This is a genomic window from Microbacterium sp. SSM24, assembly GCF_025989145.1.
Lineage (GTDB): Bacteria > Actinomycetota > Actinomycetes > Actinomycetales > Microbacteriaceae > Microbacterium.
Map to the genome: position 1 here is coordinate 2,377,014 of NZ_JAPDNQ010000001.1, position 23,659 is coordinate 2,400,672.

The window sequence follows — 23,659 nt, forward strand, 5'->3', positions numbered from 1 at the left end:
TCGTTACCCGCGCCTCGCACCGGCAACGACGAGCCGCCCAATCAGCGGCCTTCGAGCGCCCGTGGGCCGGTCGGCCATCGAGCGCCAAGCAGAGTGAATGTGCCCGGCAAAGAAGCGCCACCCGTACCCTGCCCTGCTCGCCCACGAGGGCAACGAATCCAGGAACTACGGTTGGCTCATGTGGATGGTGCATGCGGCCACGTGTCAGCTGGTGCTGGGCGCCCAGCGCGTCGATCTGATCTCGGAACGCGTCTCCCGCGTACGCGAGTGGTCCGACAGGCTCGCGCCGGTGAGACTCCGGGCGTGGGAGCTACCTCGGGTCCAACCCGATGACCTCGAGCGCACCCTTGAAGACGATGAGGAGTGGATCGCAATCACGTTGTCCGATGGATCTGTCCTGGCCTCGAACGACTTCTCCGAACTCGGTCGACTTCGTCGAGTCGCGGCCGTCATCTATCCGGAGGTCGACTCGCGCCTGTGGGCATGGTGGTTGACTCACGCGTGGTCGTCGACCGAGTTGGCCACCGAGAGCGCAGATGCTCTTGCGAGGTGGTCGCTGGCCTCGGCGGCAACCCTCACGCGCTCATTGCTGGAGTCGGTTGCCGCGTTCTCATACGAAACGCGGCAAATCTCTAACTCGTGGCGACGCGCAAAGAAGATTCCTGGGAGCGAGGACCGGCCGCTCAAAGTGCGCCAGGAGATGGGGCCTACGCTTATCAAGGCGTTTCGCGGCACGCGGATGGCTGGCTTCCCCGAGTACGTGCGCGCACCGAACGTGCTGACCTGGATCGAGCGCCTGGGCAAGGATGCAGGTAATCCACTCGTCACCAAATGGTACGAACAGTTGTCGGAGGCTGCCCACCCTGCCTTCTTCGCTCGCACGCTCTACTCGAGCTCAATTCTTAGCCACCCAAGCGGCGCGAAGGCTGACACGTTCTTCTCCCGTAGTCCGATCGCTATTAGTGGGCCGGCTGACGGAGGCGGGGGAGTTGAAGTAGTCGACGGTAGCTTCTCTCGAACGATCGCCGACGTCTGGCTTTTCTGCAGCAGCGTGCTTCTTGAACTGCTCCCGGAGTCGTTCAAGCTGCCCGCCGACTTCTCGCTTACATCACGGGCGGCGGATCTCGCGGCGAGCCACTACCTACAAGGGATCTGGGCCGACGAACCGTGCGCGTGCGGATGTGGCGGACGAATCGACCACAAGTGGTCGTACGACTTTCCTGGGTACCGCCTGTCGAGCCACTCGCCGGTACTCGACTCCTGAGCAAGGGTTTCGTCCGGCCGTACTCCGCGTGAAGTGCGCTGGGTGTCGATGCAACGAGCGAACCCGCCCAGTTGGTCCTCAGCTGGCCGCTGAATGTCGGCCGCGCTGCACAACTAGACGACTCCGGCGCTAGTGTCCAGTTTCGAGCGCCGCCGACACGCTAAAGGTCAGTAAGTCGCAAACGGCCCGGTCAGTATGCAAATGCCGGTCGGCCAGCGTGCGGGATGCCGGTCCGTCTGCGGGCGTCTGTTCAGGGTTGCACTGCGCATCCAATCTTAGGATCGGGGCATGAAGTCGCTGACCTCAGCGTCCGAGCCCAAAGGCGCGCGTGTGAGCATGACCGTCATCCCTCGAATCTTGAGAGCCACCGCACTGGATTCGAACGCTTGCAGCCGCGGCCTGCTCAGGTCGAGACATGAATACTGGAGCCGGTGATGTGGGAGCGGGCCAGGCGTTCTCATGATCTCGCGATGACAACCAACGCGGCCTCGCAGACGGCATCGATCTGGCTCGAGGCCTCCGCCAGTACCCACAACCATCGGGCACCTCGGTCGAGCTCGGCCTGGGGCGACGAACTCGATGGGTAGGCTGGCCGCGACCCAGGAGGAATAATGCTGGATGCTGAAGAGGTAGGCGATGACGACTCAGTTGCTGAGTTGATTTCAGATATCGAAGAGCCCGACGAGCTCGACGAGGATATTGACGACTACGTCGACGTGCCGGTCAAGGGACGCGAGCTGCTCACGAGTGTCCTTGACTACAACCTGAACACTCTCGCCGACCTCGTTTCGAGCGAGCAGATCGATCTCTCCCCGCGGTATCAGCGTCGGGATCGTTGGAAGCCCGAGCGCCAGTCGCGCCTAATCGAGTCCTTCTTCATGAACGTTCCGATTCCACCCGTCTTCTTGAATGAGGACGACTACGGCAAGTACTCGGTGATCGACGGGAAGCAACGCCTAACCGCTATCCACAGCTTCATGCGCGGGCGGCTAAAGCTCCGTGGCCTCAAGGTGTATCAGGAGTTGAACGACCAGACATTCGACGACCTGGACCCCAGCCTCAGGGCGATTATCAGCACCAGAGCGAATCTGCGGGCGACGATCATCCTTCGACAGTCCGACAAGAACGTCAAGTTCGAAGTCTTCCGTCGGCTCAACACAGGTGGCGTTTCGCTCAACCCACAGGAAATCCGTAACAGCACCTGGCCCGGGCCTCTGAATGATCTGATGCTGGACCTGTCCGAAGACACTCGGTTTCGGCGTCTGCTCGGTATCACCCGTCCAGCCTCCTCGACGCTCTACAAAGAGATGAGAGACGTGGAGCTCGTGCTTCGCTATTTCGCCTTTCGCGACGACTGGGCTACCTTCAAGGGCGGTATGGCCAAACGACTCGACCTTTTTATGGCTGAGAATCAGCGGCCGGGTAAAGCACGCCTCGGCGGGTTGCGAGACGACTTCTTGCGCACGCTTGAGGTGGTCGAAGAGGGCTTTGCAGAGCGCGCGTTTCGCCGCTACAACCCCGACTCCAACACATGGCGGAGCCCCATCCTTGCGGCTCTCTTCGACGCTCAGATGTTCTCGTCTATGGGTAGGGACGTGGGGTTGGTGCGCGCGCGTAAACCCCAACTGCAGGCTGGTTATGAACGACTCTTCTCGGATGCAGATTTTCGTCAGTCAATCGACGCTGCCACTAACACGCCGGCGCGGTTTCGCAGCCGCATTGAGATGATGAACGGGCTCTTCGATTCGGTCCTCGGTCAGTGACGATGACCGCTGCCGCCACGGAGTATCGGCAATCGAGCGCGATGGTGGCCTCCCTGATGACACTCGAAAGCAGCTATCAAGACCCTCCGCCCATCGTGGACCGGTCGACCGTGGAGGGACTGAGAGGCGGCGCTGTCGTTCTCATGGTGGGGGCATTTGAGCACTACCTAAAGCAGTCCACAAGCGAATTGCTGGATTCCTTGAATCGGGCGACACCGCCCGTCGTCTTTTCCAAACTCCCGCTCGACCTTCAGGCGCAGGCCGTGTACACGGGCCTCGAGAGCGCGATGAAGGCAAAGTCGTGGGATCCGATCAAGGACCGCACTGCGCGGCTGCCAGGTGTGATCGCCGCAGCGGCCGCGGTGCACAGTGGGGTACTCCTTAGCGCGGACATCGCGAACACGGCGGGCAACCCGAATCCGGAACAGCTGCGAAGCATATACAAGGTCCTTGGGTACCCGGGGGTGTTCGCAAAGATCAAGTCGGCGTTCGACCGCGAGTGGGGAGGGCCTACGGCGAGTACGTTCATCGAGGACACGCTCGACACCGTTGTAAGCCGTCGCCACGCGGTGGCGCATACTGCGTCAATCCTGAACATCTCGCGCACTGACTTGAATCAGTGGCACGGATTCCTCAACGCGCTGGTCACGGTGCTAGACGACACTCTGACGCGCCACGTGAAGCGGATAGCCCGAAAGGCCATCTAGCAGCCAACGATGCAGCGTTGTCCTCGTAGATTAAGCATCTCTAACGGGACGTCGCCAGGTGATCGCTCCTAGCCGGTGACGCGCCCAGGGAACCGACCTGCATACGAAGTGCGGTCCGCGTTCAGGAAGCTTTCCAGCGATCAGCGGGGGTGGTCCCTCGGGTCGTTGATCGTCGAGGGTTCATAGTCAAGACAGGGGAGGAGATGTCGCGAGCGCCCTCATGACACGGCCGAACTCGGCCGAATGGCCTGCCCGACGGTCTGCCCGTTGATTGTCCTGCGAAACGAGCAGCTCTACATCCCGACCCCGCGGCCCGCACTCGGCCCTCCGACCACCGGCCCCGTTGCCATCGCCGCCTCCCGGTTCCGCGCCGCGCGACGCATCTCCGCCTCCGCCGCGCGCACAGCATCCTGCATCGTCAACTCCGGAGTCCCGCGCTGCATCGACTCGGCGAGACACTCGCGGGCCGCGGCATCCGTCCGCGCCAAGACGATGGCGACATTGCTCAGCCGACCCCGCGTGGGACCGACGTAAAGTCCCGCAGCATCCACATCGGGCCCGACGACCGACGCTTCGGCGGTGTCGCCCTGCACACCGTGCACGGTGGACGCGTAGGCGAGCTGCAGGTGCTCGCGCGCGTAATCGGTGGACACCCGCGCCACCTCGCCGCTGTCGCTCACAGAGACGAGAGACAGGTACTCGTAGCGGATGCCGCGCACGATCCACTGCGCGCGATTTTCGACTCCCGTGAGCCGGTCGTTGCGACGCGTCTGGACGGTGTCGCCGACGAGGATGCGCTGCTGCCCGATACCCCACGCGGCGACGCGGACGTCGAGCTCGCCCTGGTCGACTCGCCGCTGCTGGATGGCGTCGTTGATCGCATCCGCCTCCGTATTCGTGCCGGATACCAGCGTCACCCGCTTGCCGCGTGCGTGCCAGTCGAAGTACGCGTCGACCATCCGCTCCCGCGCCGCGTCGTGATGTTCGACCCGGTCGACGTGGCCGTGTCGCCAAGCTCGCCCGCAACCATCAGCGCACGCTCGCGATCACCCGCATCCCGGAGCCGCAGTGTGAGCGTCGCGTAGTCGGGATCGCGGAACCGGTGCACCGTGTCGAGCTCGACCGCGGCGTTCGCGTGCCGGATCGCAGAGCCATCGCACCCGCATGTCCGACCGGCAAACGCCTGGTGCGTGTCACCTACGAACGCCAGCCCGACACCCTGCTCGATCGCGAGCTCGACGAGGACGTTCGCCGTCTGCAGGTCGACCATGCCGGCTTCGTCGACGACGATCTGATCGCGGGAACGCAACACGTAATCGGTTGGTCCGCCGTATATGGCGCCCGTGTTGGGATCGACTTCTCCCACTCGAAGCCTGGTCGACACCTTCGCGCCGGCCTTGTCGGTGCCCCATCGGTAGCCATGGTCCGAAAGCAAGGCATGAATTGGATGCCGCGGCGATTGCGCCATCGCGCCGGTCACGCTCTGTAACGACGCCCGCGCGCGAGAGTGCGCGTATCGCTCCGGCGCGAATGTCGAAGATGCTGAACCGCCCGCCGCATGAGGTGGATCGTTCGTCCGCGTCGACCACCGCCTGTGCCGCGAGCAGATCCAAATCGATGGCGTGCAGCTCTGTGGCGGCAACTGGAATGGGTGCGCGCGGGCCGGTCAGATTCGGATCGATCGCTGCGATCTCGTCGCGGACGCGGACCTCCCAAGCCGCCGCGTCGAGATCGGCCGGCTTGTTCGGACGCGACACGGCCCACGCGCGTCGATCGATCTGCTGCAGCACGTCCACGCTCGGCGCAGATCCCCCGTGCGTGTAACCGTGTCGGGCGAGCGCGGCGATCCAGCCCGGAGCGGTACGGGCGGCAAGCTCGCCCTCGGCGTTGGCGACGGTGTGCAGTTTCATCGCGACGCGCGAGTCGAGGTTCGACCACTTGCCGTCCGCGCCGAGCACCTTGATGTTCAGCCACAGATGCCGGTGGATGTGCGGGTCGAGCGCGCGCGAGCGCCGATGCTGCAGCTCGACGACCTCGATGCGGGCGATCTCCTCACGGATGAGACCTCCGTGCCCGCGTCGCGCATTGAGCTCGGTCTGCCGCATGAGCACGATGCGGTCACGCAGCCGGTCTTGGAACGCCTCGAACTCGGCGGCGAGTTCGGGATGCAGCAGTGCGGCGATGCTGTACGACTTCGGGTGGTTGAGCGTTCCGTCGAGCAGCAGGTCGGCGTCGGGGCTCAGCCGCTGATGACCGCGCTCTCCGCCGGTGATCGGGTCGTGTCCGGTGAGCCAGGCTCGAAGGCCGCCGGCGGTGAGCTCGTCCCTGCCGATCCTGCCGCTCGCGACGATGAATCGCGAGACGGTCGAATTGGATGCCGCGCCATAAGCTTCGAGCGCGTCAACGCCGGGGGAGTGCTGCAGGTGAGCGTCGCAGATGCCCTCAAACGCGTAGGCGATTGCCTGCCGGACCCCGCGAGATCCGACACCTCGCTTCCACCGCTCGAGGCCTCCTCGCATGACGCCAGGGTAGGGCCCGTTTTCCTTATTATCCAGGGATTTTTCCGGTGTGCGGGTGAGTGTAGGAGAGTGTCACTAAAGGGCGTCGACCACCCCACGGTGCCTGCGTGCATTGCGGTATCAGTCGCGCTCTACGCGATCGGCCGACGAGGCTGCACTCACTCTGTGGGGCCTCGGCCTTGGCTGCCGCAGCTCCGACGAGATTGGTGAGGATGACGTGCTCCAATCGGTTACGGACGTGGGAGCTGGCATCCTGGGAACCATGAGTGTGCTGATCCCTGCAGATGACTCCGAGCCCTCTTCCGACGTCGGCGACAAGGTCGAGATGGCGCGGGTTCCACGGCATGTGTGGGCGTACGCCCAAGATCAGACCGATCTCGTCGATGCGGCGCGCGACATTCGGCGCTACCTGCAAGAACTCGCTGAACGAGCGAGCATCCGGATCCACACCATCGAGTCCCGTGCGAAGTCGTTGACTTCGTACCAAGAGAAGTCGGGGAAGATTGGTGCTGACGGTCGACCGAAGTACGTGGACCCAGCGATGCAGATTCATGACTGCGTAGCGGCCCGGGTCATCGTTTTTACAATGCTGGCTCGGAACGATCTTGCGGACCTCATCAGCTCGCATGCTGACGTAATTGAACGTCAGAACCCGGGCGATCTGAAGCACAACGGCTATGACAGTGAGCACCTGGTCATCGCTGCGTTGAATAAGCGGGACGAGCGTGATCGCTATCCAGCGCTTGCGCGTTACTTCGACAAATACCGTGGTCTTGAAATTCAGATAAGAAGCGTAGCCGGGCACGCTTGGGCGGAGTACGAACACGACGTTCGGTACAAGTCGGGCGCATATCAGGAACTCACCGCAGACGGTCGGAGCCAAATCGACCAGTGGTTTGTTGAGGCGGGCGGAATGCGGCACTACATGGATGAGCTGTTCGGCAAGATCGAGGCTCACTTGATTGCTGTCGATGGCGAGAGCGGATCGCACCTGACCTCGCTCGATCTAGCGGACTCGCTCGCACCGATTCCGGCGATCGAGGATGAGGACGTGGCTGAGAGCGATTCGCGTGAGTTGGACACGGAGAGTATGCGCGGTCTCATTCGCGCTCGCTTTCCCGAACACGAGATCGGTGATGAACAGGCAACGGCCACGTTGGTAGCGCACCTCGAACGCCTGGGAGTGAGCACCGTGGGCGAACTGGAAACGGCCTTGGCGAATGTCGAGGAGGGCCAGGTGGCTCGCCTCATGGACTACCCGACCGAAACCGCTGGTGCTCGGCGGCTGGATGATGAGCTTCTGGCGACGTATCAGGACCGCTATGTAGAGACGTCCGCGGACGAGGAGCGCCAGCAGTTCCTGAGACTTCGGTTGCGACGGGTGCGCGGGAAGTTTGCGATCTATTCGGTCGACGACGGGGGTGGCTCGAGCAAGGTCATGACTGCTGCTTCCGCAGTCCGAGAGATTGCGCGCATCGTTGCCTCGGCTGAGGGAGTACAAGCAGCGATCATTGCGGACGCCGTCGCGAGGACGAGGAGTGAGCTGCTGCCGTCAGCGAAGCCGCAGCTCGTACGCACGGTGCAAGGGCCGATCTATGTCGCGACGAACTTCACTCGCAAGCAAGCGGAGGACATCATGTCGCGGCTTGTTCAGCGGGTACAGGTCAAGCCGGTGCGCGTATACCGAGCCGGCGATCTGTTGTTCGATTCATCCGACGCCGCGGCCGAGGCCGATTCCCCGTGACGACAAAGAGGGCGTTGCTCGATCTGACGGTGAATATTTGAAGGGGTTTCAAACCCTCGCCGTCGAAACATGCAAGCGAACAGGCGGCGCGACACAACGCCCGAAATGGCGTTGAGGCGGGCGCTGCATAAGGAGGGACTGCGATATCGCTGCGATCTCCCGATTAGTCTTCCTGAGGGAGTCCGCGCTCGCCCAGACATCGTGTTCACCCGCCGCAAAGTCGCTGTCTTCGTCGACGGCTGTTTCTGGCACGGCTGCCCGCTGCACGGGACCCGTCCGGTCACCAATGCTGAGTACTGGTCAGCCAAGATCTCTGGCAACATACGCCGAGATCAGATGCAGACGCGGGCGCTCAGAAACGCTGGTTGGGCTGTCATACGAATCTCGGAGCACGAGTCTGTTGACAACGTCCGCGCCCAGGTCGTCGCGGCCTTGAACCTCGTGGCGATCGATCGCTAAGTCAACCGGGGTAGAGGCGTCGTATGAGACCTTGACCTCCCAGCCGGGTCATCAACTCACGCGATGGCGGTTCTCTGCCACAAATGCGTGGCGGGAGTGATCGTGCTGGCCCGTGAAACCCTTGAACGCGCCGAGCTTGTAGCGCATGGTACCGTCCTCGTCCTGGGAAACGTCCAGTTCGAAGTCGTGCTTGATAGCGGCGAGCTTTCGCTCGACGGCCGCGAGGCTATCCTCCTGTTGGGCGGTTAGGAGCTCGCCCAGACTGAGAGGCCGCGTGCTGCTTGCAAGCGCCTTGTACACCGGGTCTTGCAGTCCAACGGTGCCTGGCAGGTCACTTCGCCGGGCGGCCTTATGGCCTAGTGCCGAGACAATGCTGGCACCTACCGCCTCTGCGACGGGGGGCGGGAATGCATTGCCGATCTGTCTGTATTGCGAGGTCTTGCGACCAGCAAATGCCCACTCGTCCTCCGGTAGCCAACCCTGAATGCGAGCGGCCATTTCGATTGTTAGACGCGGCATCAGTTCTGTCGCCGAAGGTGCATCGCTCCCGGGAGGCTGATTCGCAACGCCCCGCCCGTCAACGAACAGTTCAGCCCAAGCCTGCTTGGCGCGAGTTGGACCGAGGTCTGCGCCGCCGTGCTTCTTGCTGCCGCCGACCAACGTGGGGCCGACTCCGTTGGCAAGTGAGCGCCACTCGTCGGCGTGTCTCCAGCCGGCCGAAGCCATTTGGGAATGGAGTGCTTCGCCGACGGTTAGGCGCTCTGAAGTGGTCCGGTCAGGCCAATGGAAGTGACTGTGATCTTCAGCGCTCATCGCAACCAAGACAAATCGTGGCCTTAACTGCGGTACTCCGAAGTCTGCTGCGTAAAGGAGCTTCCACTCGCCTACATAGCCCTCGGCGTCAAGCCGGTCGAGCACGCGTTGACGGTAAGCGGCGAACCGCATGGAGGAGAGCCCTCGCACGTTCTCGAGCATGATCGCCCGCGGCCTAATGATGCTCACCTGCTCGATCGTCCAGGCGAACAGGTCCCGTTCATCTGACGACCCCAGCTGTTTGCCCGCGACGGAGAACGGCGGGCAAGGCACTCCTCCCGCGAGCAAAGTGGTACCGACATAGTCGCGGGGATCCCAGACTCGGCGACTCGCGGCGTCGCCCAGCGCGACAGGCACGCGCAGATTCTGCTCGAGCGTTTGCGCCGCTGTCTCATCAATCTCTACGGCGAGCTGATGGCGAAAGCCCGCCTTGTGCAGGCCTAGCGACTGACCACCAGCGCCGGCGCAGACTTCAACGACCGTATAGTCGCCCCGTGATCCCATCTAATGATGGTACGAGCTACCGACGACATTGCGGCAAGGCTCGCGGTGGGTCAGGTGCTCGTCCAAGTGCCGGTCAGCATGCAGTCGGCGATATCGTAATCGCCCCTGGCGCGGAGCTTCTCCGCGATCTGCTGGTGAGACACCTCGGCGGGAAGCCCAACAGCATGCGCAAGTCCTGCCTTCGTGGGCGGGGAGGCGCCCAAGGTTAGTCCCGCCAGAGCAAACGCTCTTAGCGGTCCAGGATCGGGTTCGACCTGGACGGGGACGATGTCGAAGGAGCCTCCGGTCCCGAACACTGCGAAACACGTGTCGCCAATCGCCAGGTGGTCGGCGTCGACGAACCGTTTGATGCTGCCCATCGTCGCCTGCGGGCCACTCCACCCCAGCCTTTGATCGCCAAGGCGGCAGCTCATGAACCGGGCTTCGCCATGGCTCAAACCGAGAACTGCGATCAAAGCACTCGGCAAAGGCGAGCCACTTCCCCGAGCATGGTCGGCGGTGATGGTGAACCGGAGAGCCCATCCCTCGGCGAGACGAAAAAGTCGCCGGGTGTCGTATGGAGACTTTCGCGGGGCGCTGCGCCTCGCTGAGGCAATCTCCACAATCCCGTCGATCGTGGTGAAGGGCGGCACGCTGGCGTAACCGACGACGCTAGTGGCCGACACGCTGAACCTTTCGGTGATGGTGGCGACGAGCTTCGACAGCCTTATCGATCCTCCGTTCGCAGTCACCTCATCCGAAATGAGCCCTCTGATCGACTGGTACGTCGCGAGGCCCCACGATGCGAGGGCCCAGGAGTTTCTGTCCACGCGCACGAAACGCTCGTCGGATCCGAGGGCATTCTTCACTGATCTGACCGATCTCTCGGCGCCTATCCTTGCCGCGATCTCCTCACCTGACATCGGTGATCCCTCGCGCTCGAGCGTTACTGCGGCTCGATCAGGAATTCCAGCCGATGCGAGTAAGGCGTAGCCTTCGTGAACCTGGACCCCGCAGTATCGAATCCAGTCAGCAGACCACGCGAAATCCCTCAACATCGGCAACTCATCGACGCGGAACGAGCGAAGGTCTCCGGCGGCTGTTTGGAGCGCGGATCTGGTCGCAGCAGCAACTGACTTGACAGTCCCGCGGCACCACCATCCGTCGGCGACCTCGAAAGAGGGGTCTAGGCGGTCTAGCACGCGCCATACCGGCTGAGAGACCTTCGTGACGCGCTCCACCAATGCTGGGCTCTCACCGAGGATAGTTTCGAGCGGGGCAACGATGCGCGCGTTACCCAGAGCATGGGAGGCCAAGGCCCTAACCTCGGCCGTAGCTTGCGTCGTTTGAAGCGCCTCGATTGCCCGACTTTCGAGTTGGCGAACCCTCTCGCGCGTCAGTCTAAAATTGGCACCTAACTCGTCGAGGGTTTCCGGAGTGTCGGCGAATACCCGTCGCCTGAGAATGTCGAGTACGCGGGCGTCGAACCGGCCCAACTCGCGGTCAAGTTGCTCGGATGCCGACCACGTCGGCGTCGCTGCGAGCAAGTCGGACGCCGGGATCTGCCTCAGCATCGCCCAAGCTGCGTGTACATGCTCGGGCGCCTCCGCCCCCGGCTCGCCAACTGCTGGCAGCTCCGGCCGCCCGCGCAATAGATTCCAGTTCGCGAGGGCTTCGATCGCCGATTCAAGCGTCTGCCAGGCCTGCGAGTCAGATCTCATTCGGCAGCAATCCCTCTCGAACCCCTGCACACCGGCGCATCGAAGTGGCCTCCTCTGCCCGTGGATCACTCATCGTCGTGCGCGCGCTTCCGCACTCGTCGGATCCTGGCCAAGGAGTTCATCGAGCGCCTCATCCGCGTGCTTGACTGCGATTTCACGCGGGACCCGAGCCGCAAGGGCCATCGCGGACTCCAACGGTGTGAGCATGTCTCCGGCACGGACACGTGCGCGAAATTCACTGAGCTCATCTGTGGAAAGCCGGGACAGATAGGCACGGAGCAGATCAAAGTCAGCCTGTGCCTGACCGGGCGCCCCGTTGGCGCACAAGCCACAAGCCACGATCAGCCCAGCGCCAGTCCGGATTACGCGAAGCTGCGCGAATCCCGCTTCCGATTCGTCTCTTTCACCGAGCTGGACGCCGCACTGGCTGCATCGAAAGTCCGCGGCGGAGATTGCTTCGATTCTCTCCTTTGAGGTGACGCGAATGTTCGGCTTGCTCTTGAAGCTCGGGTCGCCTGGTCGCGGGCCGACGTACACGAGTCGAAGTTCACTAGAGCTCAACTGGGCGTCCTCGCGGTTGGTATCGATACGCCAACCGTGCGAGCGAAGGTCCCGCATGCGCCGATCCACCTGCTCGAACTGCGGCAGCGCAGAGCGAAGCGCCTGTTTCGTGAAGATGCCACCTTCGCCCACTTCGTCGGCCAACCACCGCGCCACGAGAGCGAGACTGCTCGGAGTTCGTGTCATTGGGTCGCTCCCGCCAACTGCACAACCGGTCAACTAGTGTTTCCACACAAGCACAACGCGGGCACCGAAGCCCGTCTTTGACAGGTTAGGGGACCCGTTGAGTCGGCACGAACCGCTTTCGGCCAAGAGCACCGAGGATCTCGTCGCGAGCCGCCTACAGGCTTTGGACGACGAGAAGGGCACTAAGGAGACCGTCCAGGTGGAGTGGCGTGGGGCGCCAAAGAGCCTCCCCGTGATCTCGATGCCGCTGAGCCTGCTTTATTACAATCCGGACACCCATCGCATCCGAGCACAGAGAGACTTCGACGCAGCCGGGAACGCAGCGATTACGGCGGATCCATGGGGGACTGACGCCCAGCAGTATCTCGACTACCTTCTGTCCGCGGCCCCAAATGACCCCAGCAAGGTCGATCCGGCGTTCGAGAAACTTCGGGACGACCTCGCATCCTATGGTCAGAAGGATGCGGGAATTATCACGCCGTCAGGCATTCTCATCAATGGCAACTCCCGATGTGCTGCCTTGCGTGAGGGAAATGCCACACAAATGCGTGTTGCGGTCCTGCCCGCCGACTGGTCGTGGCCAGATGTGACGGCGGTCGAACTCGAACTGCAGATGCGAAAGGACTACCGTCGCGACTACTCTTTCGTCAACACTCTGCTCGCCCTCGATGAGGCCATTGCGGACGTGGGCAGCGAGACCGCGATGAAGGCCTTCAGGATGCAGAAGACGACCTTCAATCGTTCTGTGTGGATTCTCCAGACGATGCGCGACCTTGTCGACAGGAGCGCGAGCTCGGGTGGCTCGTCACTGAACCTCAGGGACTTCGAGAACGACCAGGGAAAGCTCGAGGAGCTATACCGAACCTATAGCGCCACCGCCAAGTCTGATCCCGCCGCGGCTGACCTCCTCCGAGAGTCGCGACTTGTTGGTCTGCTGCTCGACAAGTCAAAGACGGACATGCGGTTGGTGACCGACCGGTTCTTGACCGATTATCTTGACAAGAGTCTCGTGGGTACGCAGTTCGACATGCACCCTGCCGAGCAGGGGACCGCCATACCGGGGCTAGGGCGCGGGCTTCCAAGCGAGCCTGCCGGTCTTCAGAGGGCCAAGAAGCTTGTCGATGCCATCGCGAAGCTCAAGACGGACCTCGCTAGCGACGACCACGAGACTCAGGTGAAGGCGCAGAGTCAGTTCAGCGTGATCGACAAGGCGGTCGAGAGTGCACTTGACGCCGCAGGCAAGTCGGCCCGCCTAAGGAAAACTCAGCAGGCCGCGATCGACAAGATCAATGATGCCGCCGACACACTGGAGCAAGCCGTGCTGGAGGTCGGGGATGCAAAGAGTAAGCACGCCCTGGATGAATCTGCCTTGGATGAAGCGGTTACCAATCTGAGGCGGTCGCTATCTATGTTCGCCGGCTCAGTCTCGCGATTGGCGACGCTTCCAAAGAGTTCTGCCGATTGGCTGAGCGCGCTTCGCGCGATCAAAGATGACTGACGAACCCGCTCTTCGACTCAGCCTCACCGCGAACGGCACCGTTCTCGCTGAGACGAGCCCTGAACACATCAGCCTGCTTCGTCGAGTACAGCTCGACTTTCCTTCCGCTGAGGCGTTCGCGCGAAACGCGTTCGAGGTCGACCTGGGAAGCCTCCTAGGTAACCTCGGTGCGCTCGCAAAATGGAACGTCGGCACAGTCGAATGGTCACCCCGGTTGAGAGAACTCGCCGTGGCCGCCCTCGATGATGCGGATTACCTCGAGCATCTGCGGCATGAACGGCCCGCTGGTGAAGCCGACGTCACACTCGAGGAAGACTGGCGAGGAAATCTCACAGACTTCCAGGATCGTGACCTCCGAAAACTGCTCGGAATGCGCCACGGTGCAAACTTCAGCGTTCCAGGGGCCGGAAAGACCCGGGTTGCACTCGCCTTCTTCTCGCACCTGCGTAGGGTCGGCGACATCTCTCGCGCACTAGTGGTTGCGCCCAAGTCCGCTCACGAAAGCTGGATCAACGAGGCTCGGGAGGTCTTCGCCGAGGGCCGCGATATCCGGATCTACTCGGGTGGCTTGGCGCCGGAGTGCGACGTTCTCATCATCAACTATGAACGGCTCGCTTCATCCAGATTGCAGCTGTCTGCCTATCTAACCCGCGCACCCACTCTCCTGGTACTCGACGAAGCCCATCGCATGAAGCGAGGGGCAAATGGCGTCTACGGGGCCGTGTGCTTGAGCCTGGGACCGTTGGCACGAGCCCGGCTAGTGCTGAGCGGTACCCCCGCCCCAAACGGACTCAGCGATTTGAAGTCAATCCTGGAGTTTGTGTGGCCGGGGAGGGGCAGCCGCCTCCTAGGTGTTGGCTCGGCAGACTGGGATAGCGTCTCGATGACGGTCAAGCCGTTGTTCACTCGCACGACAAAATCGGAACTGGGGCTTCCGCCCTTGGAAGTCAAGACCAAGACCCTCGAGTTGCCTCCGCTCCACCGCGAGATCTATGACGCTCTCCTCGGGCAGATGCGCGTATCTGTGAGCTCAGGCGAGCGCGTCGATGATCTAGGACGGGCGATCGTCTATCTTTTGATGGCGGCAACAAGCCCAGCGCTTCTTGCCGTCGGGTCGAGCCAGTATGAGCCCCTGCAGTTCCGCGTTCCCCCATTTCAGCCGCCGCGGTCCGGACTTCTGAGGTCACTTTTGGCTGAGTTGCCGCGATACGAGATGTCGCCCAAGCTGCTCGAGGCCGCACGCATTGCTCGGGAAAACGCCGAGCGAGGTCGCAAAACGCTGATCTGGTCGACGTTCATTCGCAACCTGTCGACGCTTCAAACCCTCATTCCGGAACTGGACCCGCAACTCATAGCGGGTGCCACGTCGGACGAGGATCGGGGGGAACGCCTTGAGCGGTTCCGCACTCGGCCGGGAACTCACGTCCTGCTCTCCAACCCAGCGACGCTCGGCGAGGGGGTCAGCCTTCACCACGAGTGCCATGACGCCGTCTACATTGATCGAGACTTTGCTGCCGGCCGTTTCTTGCAGAGCCTCGACCGAATTCATCGACTTGGCCTCGCCGCGGGAACTCAGACCAGGGCAACCGTTCTAGTCTCGGGGTCTACCATCGACGAGCTCGTCGCGGTTCGGCTCGCGCGGAAGCTCGCGTGGATGAGCGATGCTCTCGACGATTCGGCTTTGTCGTCGCTTGCCGATCTCGAAGAGGAGCGTGAGAGTGGCGGTGTCCTAGACGCGAGCGACGCGCAGGCGGTTTGGGAATACCTGGGCAACCGTGGACGTAGCTAACTCGATTCTCGTCGGTGCCGCCCGCTGGCTTCAGGAGCTCTCGTACCGAGACGAGGCCGGCGCACGCCTCTCATTAAGGACGCAGGCTCGGTTCAGGGACCTCACTCCTACTCAGTACGAGCTCGCTCTAGATTGGCTAAGAACCAGCGACTTGTACCCGCGGGGGGAGTTAGTCTCCGACTGGACCCGCAGCGCCGGAGGGCGTGTGCTCGAGGCTGCGATCGAAACAACTTGCCCACCCTGGCTACCGGACGCGGATTCACTCATCCGGGGCCCGGAAGATCTCCCAATTGATGTCGCCCTTCTTGGCGACCAGCTCGGTCTGGACGAGCGCGAGATCTTTGACGAGATCGCCCGGGTGTGGCGAAAGTACGACGACTCTGCGCAGCGGGCGCTTGGTGCAGCGGGCGAAACTGCGCTGGTCCACTGGTTGGAGGAGAACGTCAGCGCGAGGGTCGTGCAAGTGTCTTTGTTTGACGACGCCGCTGGATTCGATGTCGCCCTAATCGTCGGTGGGCGTGCTCAAGCGCGTGTCGAGGTCAAGGCCACTCGCCGCGCCGACTCTGTGAAGGTATTCCTCAGTCGAAACGAGCTGGATACCATGCGCGTGCACTCCAACTGGTGTCTCCAGGTCGTTCACCTGAATGCGGACGACACCATCCGATATCTCAGTTGGATCGCGCCGGAGACGCTTCTCGCAGCCGAACCGCGTGATGGGCTGTGGGCATCGTGGCAGTCGATGAAGATCACACTGCCCGCGCACGAACTGCGCTCAGGCACCGCCCCGCCGATCGACGCGCTTCTCCTAAGCCAATAGCTGGCTGTCGCGCCCTCCGATGCCCAAGCGGGCCGCAACCTTGCCGCGTAATTGCCCGATCGCCTCAAGGAGCTTCTCTTGGAAGGTCGGGTGCGGGCAGTATTGTCCGTTCTCCCGGCGCGGCAAGCCGCCACCAGCCCCCAGAGATGCAAGCGCCCTGTCCGGGCGCGGATGGCACCACGCGAACTGAAATGAACTCGTCCCGTCGAGGAGCCGGTGCTCCGAGGTCCCGCGCGATCTGGGCATGATACGCACCGCTCAGGATAAGTAGACCGTCGGGTGCGAGTGCCCGTCGAGAACCGCCACTTCCCCCACGGAGTCTGCGCATGGCGTCTAGTTGGCGCGCGACTGTAAGCACGGCGCTTCGATGGACGATGCGCCCCTCAGCGACCCGAAACAGTTGGTCAGTCCGCTTAGTCCCCGCCTTTAGCGCAACGATCTGCTCGACGGCTGACTGATCCAGCTGGAGAAGCACGTTTGGCCTCAGTGGCTCGTTTCGCCAGAGCCATCGGATAGCCGCGCGGCCCTCCTTGTTCAGGGTGCTCTTCTTGTCTCGATTCGCGCTTTCGGTGCGATACCGCGGAAGAACGCGAACCAGTCCGAGTGACCAGACCGAATCGACATCGCTTCCCGTGGCCACAAGTGCAATATGGCCCGTAACCTCCGGGGGCAGCATCCAGCGCCCGTCCGTCTGGCTCCATTTCGCGTCAACAAGGTGCCCGCAGATGCGGTAGTCGGTCGGATCTTCGTCGATTCCGGCGAACTTGAACTCGCGCTGTGCGTTGATTTCGAAAACCGTCCCGAAGTGGGTCTTCTCGGTCTTCATTAACTGATCCCAGCGATACCGCCCAGTCTCCTGCCCGTTATAGATCATGTCGTAGGTGTGCCTGATGACCGCAGCCCAGGCATCGCCCTGAGGGTCGAGCTTCAGCAGCTCCTCGGCCACATCCTCGAGAGCGGGGTCGGCCGGGGGATCGAACAGGGCTAGGAGGCCATCACTCACGCGAGGAGCATATCGATGCCGGTTACCTCCACCCGGCGACAACTCGCTCGAGGCACACGCGATGCGCGACCCGGGACGCGTTCACCGCTTTCTCAAGTGGCGCGGCTTCAAACCATGGACGCCCGTTCGCGCCGACTGCTGCGACGACATGCGGCTCGGCCTTCACAGTCGCTCCGATGATGAGCGATTAGCGGGGTGACGACGTCGTGGTGGCTCGAATGAGCGGTTGCTTGATAGGTCATGGAGCGGGCATCGGCTCGACAGTCGTCCAGCCATGGCCGGAGCGTGGGAGACGTCAATGTGGAGCACGCGCAGCGGAGCGAGCATGAACGACATTGACGTCGACGACCGCAGGCTGAGGATGGGCCGTCGTGGCGATGGCCTGTCGTGCTTGCTAGCTTGTCCCGTTGGTGACGCGGCCGTCACCGCGTCATCGCGACCGATCGCCTCACTCTCCGGCATCGGAGGGTGGCTCCCTGAGTCCCAACGCCAGTTGACGACGTCTTGCGACATCCTTCCACATCTGAAATCGACCGCGTTGACGACCCCCGTCCGGTGTTCGACACTGGCCCAGTACTCACCGGCGTGCCGGCATGAGCGGAGGTCGAAATGGGAAGCATCACCGCATACGAATCGGCGAACGGCCGCCGCTACCGCGTGCGGTATCGCAAGCCCGATCACACGCAGACCGACAAGCGTGGCTTCCGCGCACCAAGCGCGACGCAGAAGAGTTTCTCCAAATGGTCGAGCTCTCGAAGGCCCGCGGTTCATACGTCGACCCAGCGCCCGCGCGGGTGACCGTCGAGACCTGGGCGCGCGACTGGCTGAGGAGTCAGTCTCAGCTCAAACCGACGACGCTGGTGGGGTACGAGAGCGCGTTGAGCAAGCACATCATCCCGCGGTGGGGGAGGCGCAGTCTCAGCGACATCGGCTACGCCGAGATCCAGCACTGGATCAGCGACCTGTCGAAGAACCTCGCACCTCAGACCGTCCGCAACATCTACGCCGTCTTCTCGCTCGTCTTCTCTTTCGCGGTGAGAGATGGCCGTCTCGTCCGGAACCCCGCGGAAGGCATCCAGCTGCCGCGCCGTATCAAGGCCAAACGCGGGTACCTCACCCACGCTCAGGTCCACCGTCTCGCCGACGAATGCGGGGACTCCCGGACGCTGGTGCTGTTTCTCGCGTACACGGGCCTGCGATGGGGCGAAGCGGCGGCGCGTCGCCAGCGTCAATCGATCCCTGCGCTCCGGAGTCTGTTCATGCTGAGCGTGTGAGCATCGACCCGCATGGAAAGTTCGGTCCGCTGGGCAAGTACGGTGCCTACGGCAGAGTCGGCTCGATCATCAATCTGGTCGGCTGCGTGATCTTGGTTGCTTTCGGCACGGTGATGATCTTCACCCAAGGAATCCCGGGCGGAATGCCGCCCTGGTTCGCCGTTCTCTGGGTCGGGATCGGAATCTTCCTCCTGTCGCGATTCACGTTGATCGCGCGCGAAGTTCGTCGTCGCGAACGGGAGCAGGCGGACTCGCAAAGCGACGCCGGTTCCCGCGCGGACGACGCCTAACGGAAGGCAATCGGTCAAACGCCGGCGCTGCGCGCCGACTCACCAGTCCTCATGGTTCGGCCTCCGACAGGATCCCTCGCGCTCTCCACCCGCCGCTTCGCGGCGCGCGGAGCCTCGGCGCGTGGGGCCCCCGAACACGCCCGCTTCGCGGGCTGTTCGATTGCTTTCAGCGACAGAACGACAAAAGGGACTGGCCCTCCGGGCCGGTCCCTTTCATCGTTGTGCCCCCGACAGGAATCGAACCTGCGACCTTTGGTACCGGAAACCAACGCTCTATCCCCTGAGCTACGGAGGCGTACCGGTCGAGATTATCACCCTGCGGGCGGCGCTCCCGCCGGGTCAGGGGGCGACGATCTCCTCGTCGAGCGGAGCATCCGCCACGACGTCGGTGGGCGCAGCCATGCGCGCGAGAGACTCGGCGACGCGCTCCGCGAGGTAGGCGTGGCCGTCGGTCGAGGGGTGGTCGCGACCGATCGGGCCGGTGTCGATGACGTCGAGGTAGTTGGCCTCGGTGATCCAGCCGTCGGTGACGGGGGAGATGTACCACCAGCCGCGCGCGGCGGCCAGGCCCGCCAGATCCCGGTCGATGCGTGCGGTCGCGGCCTCGACGGGCAGCACCTGCGGCGCGGGGCCGAGGATCACGATCGCGGCGTCGGGATAGAGCCCCGCGAGCGCGTCCCACACCGCAGTGACAGCATCCGTGTAGCCCTCGGCGGGAAGCCGGCGGTCGTTGATCGACCCCTCGAGGATGATCAGGTCAGGATCCAGCGAAGGGTCGAGGGCGGCGACGCGCTCGCCGTACGAGCCGCCGTCGAGGCCGGGCTTCAGATACCCCGAGCCGCGCACGCCGTCGACCACGGCATCCCACCCGAGGTTTTCGCCCAGGCGGTATGCGAAGCCGAGCGTCGGGACGGTGGCGGCGGAGCCGTAGACCCACGAGTCTCCGAACACGAGCACGCGCGGATGATCGGGCAGTTCGAGCATCGCGGGAGCCACGGCGGCGACCACGGAATCCTCCTCGCTCGCGACCGGCGCCGAGGGGGTCACCCACGGGCGCCACATGCCGAGCGCGCACACCGCGAGGACGGCGAGCGCAGCGCCCACGAGCGGCAGCCACGGACGCCGTACGCGGAGGCCTCCGGGCGCGTGCATGCACAGAGGGTACGTCACGAATCGGCGCACGCCGATTCCGACCGCGAATCGTAGGGAAACACGGCGCAGAACCTGAGCCGCACGACCCGTCCGCGGCGGTGCAGATCTCGCCGCTGGACCCCCTTCGTCGCGCATTCTGCACACCCGGTCGAACCGCCCATTTCGCGTGCGTAAGATACTTCGGTGCAACGTGTCCTGACCGCCGAACTCGACCTCGATCTGGGGTCGTCCGTCGACCTCATCTTCCAGATCACGGCGGCCCAGGGAGTGCCCCTGGCGAGCGAGCAGCTGACCTTCACGCAGGGCGACCGCGTGTACACGCCGACCGAGATCGTCGACCAGTCCGGCAGCCGTCTGCACCGCCTGCTCGGCGAGGCCGGACGCCTCGAAGTCCGCTACGAGGCGACCGTCGACGGCCAGACCTCGACCAGCCGCACGAGCGACCTCGAAGCCATCACCTACCTGCGTCCGAGCCGGTACTGCCAGTCCGACGAGGTCTTCCAGCAGGCCCGCCGCCAGTTCAAGGGTCTCTCGGGCCACGACCTCATCGCGGCCGTGTCGGACTTCGTCGCGACGAGCACCACCTACACGCCCGGACTCAGCCAGGGCACCGACAGCGCGGTGACCACCCTCATGACCGGCCAGGGCGTGTGCCGCGACTACGCGCACGTCGTCATCGCCCTGCTGCGCGCGATGGACATGCCCGCCCGCTACGCCGCCTGCTTCGCGCCGGGACTCCAGCCCATGGACTTCCACGCCGTCGCCGAGGCCTACCTCGACGGCGCCTGGTACGTCATCGACGGCACGCGGCTCGCGAACCGCAGCTCGCTCGTGCGCATCGCCACGGGACGGGATGCCGCAGACTGCGCGTTCCTCAGCTACCACGGCGGCTACGTCGGCCTCGATCGCATGCGCGTCGACGCGTGGGTCGTGCCGGATGCCGCCCCGCTCGACGGACTCGAGACGCTGCCCGCGGCATCCGATCCGGAACACGACGACTTCACGTCGCTCGTGCAGCTGGCCTGACGGGAAGCCCATAGCTACGCCGAACTAGACTGGTGCGGCTATGAATCCCGAAGCCCTCTCCGCTGCTCTGCTCGCCGTCATCGCCCCCCTCGCCGAGGCGCGACGACCCGGCGCCGCCGAGGGTCTCACCGCCGCCGATCTGCCGCTCGAGCGCCCCAAGAACCGCGACCACGGCGACTGGTCGTCGAATGCCGCGCTCAAGCTCGCCAAGACGGTCGGCGCGAACCCGCGTGAGCTCGCCGCCGAGATCGCCGAGGGCCTCACCGCCGTCGACGGCATCGCGAGCGTCGAGGTCGCCGGTCCCGGCTTCATCAACGTGCGCCTGGATGCCGCAGCCGCCGGCGCCCTCGCGAAGACCATCGTCGACGCCGGCGCCGCCTTCGGCACCAACACCACCCGCAGCGACGAGATCATCAACCTCGAATTCGTCTCGGCGAACCCGACCGGTCCGATCCACCTCGGCGGCACCCGCTGGGCCGCGGTCGGCGACTCGCTCGCCCGCATGCTCACGGCGCAGGGCGCGCACGTGACCAAGGAGTACTACTTCAACGACCACGGCGCGCAGATCGACCGCTTCGCGCGCAGCCTCGTCGCCGCGCACGAGGAGCGCCCGACGCCAGAGGACGGCTACGGCGGCGCCTACATCGGCGACATCGCGCGCCGCGTCGCGCTCGCCTACGAGGGCGACATCGACGCGCTCGAGCCCGACGCCAAGCAGGAGGCGTTCCGCGCGCTCGGTGTCGGCTTCATGTTCGAGGAGATCAAGAAGAGCCTCCACGACTTCGGGGTCGACTTCGACGTGTACTTCCACGAGAACGACCTGCACGAGTCCGGCGCCGTCGAGCGCGCCGTCGCGCGTCTCACCGAACTCGGCCACATGTTCGAGGCCGACGGCGCGACCTGGCTGCGCTCCACGACCTTCGGCGACGACCGCGACCGCGTCGTCATCCGCTCCAACGGCACCCCGGCGTACATCTCCGGAGACCTCGCCTACTACCTCGACAAGCGCGAGCGCGGCTTCAACCGCTGCATCATCATGCTCGGCGCCGACCACCACGGCTACGTGCAGCGCCTCATGGCGATGTGCGCGGCGTTCGGCGACGAGCCGGGCGTGAACCTGCAGATCCTCATCGGCCAGATGGTGAACCTCGTCAAGGACGGCCAGCCCATGCGCATGTCCAAGCGCGCGGGCACCGTGGTGACCCTCGAAGACCTCGTCGAGGTCGTGGGGAAGGATGCTGCGCGCTACGCCCTCGTGCGCAGCTCCACCGATTCGAACCTCGACGTCGACCTCGACGTGCTGCAGAAGCGCACGAACGACAACCCCGTCTTCTACGTGCAGTACGCGCACGCCCGCACGCACAACGTCGGACGCAATGCCGCGGCATCCGGTGTCGACCGCTCGGAGTTCGCGCCCGAGCTGCTCTCGCACGAGACGGAGTCGGCGCTGCTCGGCGTGCTGCAGGAGTTCCCGCGCATCGTCTCGTTCGCGGCCGAGGTGCGCGAGCCGCACCGCGTCGCGCGCTACCTCGAGGAGCTCGCGGGCATCTACCACCGCTGGTACGACAACTGCCGCGTGATCCCGCTCGGCGACGGTCCCGTCGAGTCCGTGCACCGCACCCGCCTGTGGCTCAACGACGCCACCGGCCAGGTGCTCCGCAACGGCCTCGGCCTGCTCGGCGTCGACGCGCCGGAACGGATGTAGCTATGAGCGCCGGCGACACCGCGCAGCTTCCTCCCGAGTGGCAGGTCGCCGATCCGCCGCGGCGCCGCCGGCGGGCCTGGCCGTGGATCGTCGCACTGGTGATCGTCGTCGCGCTCGCCGTGGCCGCGTTCTTCATCGCGGAATGGGTCGCCCGCGGCATCGTCGAGCGCACCGTCAAGACCGAGATCTCGAAGCAGCTGTCGCTTCCCGCCGACCACGAGGTCGACGTCGACGTGCCGGGTCTGCTGATCCCGCAGCTGCTCGGGGGCAGTCTCGATCAGGTGACGGTGTCGTCGCAGGACGTGCCCGTCGGCGCGTTCGAGGGCGACGTCACAGTGACGGCGACCGAGGTGCCGATCCAGCAGGGCGTCGACATGGGCGGCGCCACCGCGACCGTCACCCTCGACGAGGAGCAGCTGCGCAGCCTGATGTCGACCGTCGATGGCTTCCCGGCCGACACGCTCGGGCTCGCCGCGCCGAACGTGACCATGAGCACCGAGCTGCAGTTCTTCGGGCTCGAGTTCCCGATCGGCGTGGCGCTCACGCCCTCCGTGTCGGACGGCGACCTCGTGCTCACGCCGGCGTCGTTCGAGCTCGCCGGCGCCGAGATCGACGCGGGCGCGCTGTCGGACCGCTTCGGGTCGATCGCCGACATCGTCGTGCGCGACTGGAGCGTGTGCCTGGCCCAGTACATCCCGGCCGGCGTCACGCTCACCGGGGTCGAGGTCACGGGCGGCACGCTCGTCGCCGAGGCGGACGTCGACGGTGGCATCGTGACCGACCCCGCGCTGCAGGCGAACGGCAGCTGCGGCTGAGGTCCGCCCGCGTCACACATCACGGGCTCGGCATGGGCTGTGCCCTAGACTGCAAAGACGCTCGGCACGT

21 protein-coding genes and 1 tRNA gene are annotated in these 23,659 nt (G+C 64.2%); 13 read left to right on the forward strand and 9 right to left on the reverse strand.

The genetic code is table 11. The features are described 5' to 3' along the window. The first annotated feature begins 178 nt into the window (after nt 1-178). The 3 genes from OL358_RS10970 to OL358_RS10980 all read left to right on the forward strand — a co-directional run bounded on the left by OL358_RS10970 (nt 179) and on the right by OL358_RS10980 (nt 3,734). Nucleotides 179-1,264 carry a hypothetical protein gene (locus OL358_RS10970; RefSeq protein ID WP_264710007.1) on the forward strand — a complete coding sequence of 362 codons (1,086 nt, stop codon included), beginning with the start codon at nt 179-181 and terminating at the stop codon, nt 1,262-1,264. A 611-nt stretch (nt 1,265-1,875) separates the two neighbouring features. After that, nucleotides 1,876-3,027 carry a DUF262 domain-containing protein gene (locus OL358_RS10975; protein WP_264710008.1) on the forward strand — a complete coding sequence of 384 codons (1,152 nt, stop codon included), beginning with the start codon at nt 1,876-1,878 and terminating at the stop codon, nt 3,025-3,027. Between the two features lie 2 nt (nt 3,028-3,029). Beyond that, on the forward strand, nt 3,030-3,734 hold the full coding sequence (locus OL358_RS10980; RefSeq protein WP_264710283.1) for a HEPN domain-containing protein: 705 nt from the start codon (nt 3,030-3,032) through the stop codon (nt 3,732-3,734). A 293-nt stretch (nt 3,735-4,027) separates the two neighbouring features. Here the strand turns inward: OL358_RS10980 and OL358_RS10985 are convergent, their stop codons facing one another. Genes OL358_RS10985 through OL358_RS15860 form a run of 3 tightly spaced genes read right to left on the reverse strand, consistent with a single transcriptional unit; the run spans nt 4,028 to nt 6,253 of the window. Further along, nucleotides 4,028-4,693, reverse strand: a complete 666-nt coding sequence (locus OL358_RS10985) for a hypothetical protein (protein WP_264710009.1) — start codon at nt 4,691-4,693, stop codon at nt 4,028-4,030. Beyond that, nucleotides 4,648-5,004, reverse strand: coding sequence for an AAA family ATPase (locus tag OL358_RS15855; protein ID WP_413631431.1), 357 nt, complete (start codon nt 5,002-5,004; stop codon nt 4,648-4,650). Before OL358_RS15855 ends, OL358_RS10985 begins: the two co-directional genes overlap by 46 nt. Further along, nucleotides 4,928-6,253 (reverse strand): relaxase domain-containing protein, encoded by a 1,326-nt coding sequence (locus OL358_RS15860; RefSeq protein WP_413631433.1) that lies wholly within the window; start codon nt 6,251-6,253, stop codon nt 4,928-4,930. The genes OL358_RS15855 and OL358_RS15860 overlap by 77 nt, the downstream gene beginning before the upstream one ends. 262 nt (nt 6,254-6,515) lie before the next feature. Here OL358_RS15860 and OL358_RS11000 point away from each other — a divergent pair, with 262 nt between their 5' ends. Next, on the forward strand, nt 6,516-7,997 hold the full coding sequence (locus OL358_RS11000) for a hypothetical protein (protein ID WP_264710011.1): 1,482 nt from the start codon (nt 6,516-6,518) through the stop codon (nt 7,995-7,997). A 33-nt stretch (nt 7,998-8,030) separates the two neighbouring features. After that, nucleotides 8,031-8,456, forward strand: coding sequence for a very short patch repair endonuclease (locus OL358_RS11005; RefSeq protein WP_264710284.1), 426 nt, complete (start codon nt 8,031-8,033; stop codon nt 8,454-8,456). Nucleotides 8,457-8,507: 51 nt separating this feature from the next. Here the strand turns inward: OL358_RS11005 and OL358_RS11010 are convergent, their stop codons facing one another. From OL358_RS11010 to OL358_RS11020, 3 genes are all read right to left on the reverse strand, one after another. Continuing rightward, nucleotides 8,508-9,773, reverse strand: a complete 1,266-nt coding sequence (locus tag OL358_RS11010; protein WP_264710012.1) for a DNA cytosine methyltransferase — start codon at nt 9,771-9,773, stop codon at nt 8,508-8,510. A gap of 50 nt (nt 9,774-9,823) precedes the next feature. Next, nucleotides 9,824-11,473, reverse strand: a complete 1,650-nt coding sequence (locus tag OL358_RS11015) for a sigma factor-like helix-turn-helix DNA-binding protein (protein WP_264710013.1) — start codon at nt 11,471-11,473, stop codon at nt 9,824-9,826. Between the two features lie 69 nt (nt 11,474-11,542). After that, nucleotides 11,543-12,178, reverse strand: coding sequence for a hypothetical protein (locus OL358_RS11020; RefSeq protein WP_264710014.1), 636 nt, complete (start codon nt 12,176-12,178; stop codon nt 11,543-11,545). Between the two features lie 139 nt (nt 12,179-12,317). On the opposite strand from OL358_RS11020, the gene OL358_RS11025 reads away from it, so the two are divergent. From OL358_RS11025 to OL358_RS11035, 3 genes are all read left to right on the forward strand, one after another. Beyond that, nucleotides 12,318-13,718 carry a transcriptional regulator gene (locus OL358_RS11025; protein ID WP_264710015.1) on the forward strand — a complete coding sequence of 467 codons (1,401 nt, stop codon included), beginning with the start codon at nt 12,318-12,320 and terminating at the stop codon, nt 13,716-13,718. Next, complete coding sequence (locus OL358_RS11030) at nt 13,711-15,507, forward strand: DEAD/DEAH box helicase (RefSeq protein ID WP_264710016.1); 1,797 nt, start codon at nt 13,711-13,713, stop codon at nt 15,505-15,507. Before OL358_RS11025 ends, OL358_RS11030 begins: the two co-directional genes overlap by 8 nt. Nucleotides 15,508-15,712: 205 nt before the next feature. Then, nucleotides 15,713-16,324 carry a DUF3883 domain-containing protein gene (locus tag OL358_RS11035; protein ID WP_264710017.1) on the forward strand — a complete coding sequence of 204 codons (612 nt, stop codon included), beginning with the start codon at nt 15,713-15,715 and terminating at the stop codon, nt 16,322-16,324. Nucleotides 16,325-16,388: 64 nt separating this feature from the next. Here the strand turns inward: OL358_RS11035 and OL358_RS11040 are convergent, their stop codons facing one another. Next, on the reverse strand, nt 16,389-17,327 hold the full coding sequence (locus OL358_RS11040; RefSeq protein ID WP_264710018.1) for a NaeI family type II restriction endonuclease: 939 nt from the start codon (nt 17,325-17,327) through the stop codon (nt 16,389-16,391). 740 nt (nt 17,328-18,067) lie between these two features. On the opposite strand from OL358_RS11040, the gene OL358_RS11045 reads away from it, so the two are divergent. Both OL358_RS11045 and OL358_RS11050 read left to right on the forward strand, forming a co-directional pair. Beyond that, nucleotides 18,068-18,601: a tyrosine-type recombinase/integrase gene (locus tag OL358_RS11045; protein WP_264710019.1), complete on the forward strand. Its 534-nt coding sequence runs from the start codon at nt 18,068-18,070 to the stop codon at nt 18,599-18,601. Beyond that, nucleotides 18,598-18,891 carry a hypothetical protein gene (locus OL358_RS11050; RefSeq protein WP_264710020.1) on the forward strand — a complete coding sequence of 98 codons (294 nt, stop codon included), beginning with the start codon at nt 18,598-18,600 and terminating at the stop codon, nt 18,889-18,891. Before OL358_RS11045 ends, OL358_RS11050 begins: the two co-directional genes overlap by 4 nt. Before the next feature lie 222 nt (nt 18,892-19,113). On the opposite strand, the gene OL358_RS11055 is transcribed toward OL358_RS11050, so the two are convergent. Beyond that, nucleotides 19,114-19,186, reverse strand: a tRNA-Arg gene (locus tag OL358_RS11055). A gap of 44 nt (nt 19,187-19,230) precedes the next feature. Then, nucleotides 19,231-20,043 (reverse strand): SGNH/GDSL hydrolase family protein, encoded by an 813-nt coding sequence (locus tag OL358_RS11060; RefSeq protein ID WP_264710021.1) that lies wholly within the window; start codon nt 20,041-20,043, stop codon nt 19,231-19,233. A 183-nt stretch (nt 20,044-20,226) separates the two neighbouring features. On the opposite strand from OL358_RS11060, the gene OL358_RS11065 reads away from it, so the two are divergent. Genes OL358_RS11065 through OL358_RS11075 form a run of 3 tightly spaced genes read left to right on the forward strand, consistent with a single transcriptional unit; the run spans nt 20,227 to nt 23,589 of the window. Then, nucleotides 20,227-21,069, forward strand: coding sequence for a transglutaminase-like domain-containing protein (locus OL358_RS11065; protein WP_264710022.1), 843 nt, complete (start codon nt 20,227-20,229; stop codon nt 21,067-21,069). Nucleotides 21,070-21,109: 40 nt separating this feature from the next. Beyond that, nucleotides 21,110-22,774, forward strand: a complete 1,665-nt coding sequence (gene argS, locus OL358_RS11070) for an arginine--tRNA ligase (RefSeq protein ID WP_264710023.1) — start codon at nt 21,110-21,112, stop codon at nt 22,772-22,774. 2 nt (nt 22,775-22,776) lie between these two features. After that, nucleotides 22,777-23,589, forward strand: coding sequence for a DUF2993 domain-containing protein (locus tag OL358_RS11075; protein WP_264710024.1), 813 nt, complete (start codon nt 22,777-22,779; stop codon nt 23,587-23,589). The last annotated feature ends 70 nt before the right edge of the window (nt 23,590-23,659 follow it).

Excerpts from the sequence above, each read along its gene's own strand:
- OL358_RS11015 (WP_264710013.1), bottom strand. The coding sequence starts at position 11,473 with ATGAGATCTGACTCGCAGGCCTGGCAGACGCTTGAATCGGCGATCGAA.
- OL358_RS10985 (WP_264710009.1), bottom strand. The coding sequence starts at position 4,693 with ATGGTCGACGCGTACTTCGACTGGCACGCACGCGGCAAGCGGGTGACG.
- OL358_RS11000 (WP_264710011.1), top strand. The coding sequence starts at position 6,516 with ATGAGTGTGCTGATCCCTGCAGATGACTCCGAGCCCTCTTCCGACGTC.
- OL358_RS11030 (WP_264710016.1), top strand. The coding sequence starts at position 13,711 with ATGACTGACGAACCCGCTCTTCGACTCAGCCTCACCGCGAACGGCACC.
- OL358_RS11010 (WP_264710012.1), bottom strand. The coding sequence starts at position 9,773 with ATGGGATCACGGGGCGACTATACGGTCGTTGAAGTCTGCGCCGGCGCT.
- OL358_RS11060 (WP_264710021.1), bottom strand. The coding sequence starts at position 20,043 with ATGCACGCGCCCGGAGGCCTCCGCGTACGGCGTCCGTGGCTGCCGCTC.
- OL358_RS10970 (WP_264710007.1), top strand. The coding sequence starts at position 179 with ATGTGGATGGTGCATGCGGCCACGTGTCAGCTGGTGCTGGGCGCCCAG.
- OL358_RS10975 (WP_264710008.1), top strand. The coding sequence starts at position 1,876 with ATGCTGGATGCTGAAGAGGTAGGCGATGACGACTCAGTTGCTGAGTTG.
- OL358_RS15860 (WP_413631433.1), bottom strand. The coding sequence starts at position 6,253 with ATGCGAGGAGGCCTCGAGCGGTGGAAGCGAGGTGTCGGATCTCGCGGG.
- OL358_RS15855 (WP_413631431.1), bottom strand. The coding sequence starts at position 5,004 with ATGGTCGACCTGCAGACGGCGAACGTCCTCGTCGAGCTCGCGATCGAG.
- OL358_RS10980 (WP_264710283.1), top strand. The coding sequence starts at position 3,030 with ATGACCGCTGCCGCCACGGAGTATCGGCAATCGAGCGCGATGGTGGCC.
- argS (WP_264710023.1), top strand. The coding sequence starts at position 21,110 with ATGAATCCCGAAGCCCTCTCCGCTGCTCTGCTCGCCGTCATCGCCCCC.
- OL358_RS11075 (WP_264710024.1), top strand. The coding sequence starts at position 22,777 with ATGAGCGCCGGCGACACCGCGCAGCTTCCTCCCGAGTGGCAGGTCGCC.
- OL358_RS11045 (WP_264710019.1), top strand. The coding sequence starts at position 18,068 with ATGGTCGAGCTCTCGAAGGCCCGCGGTTCATACGTCGACCCAGCGCCC.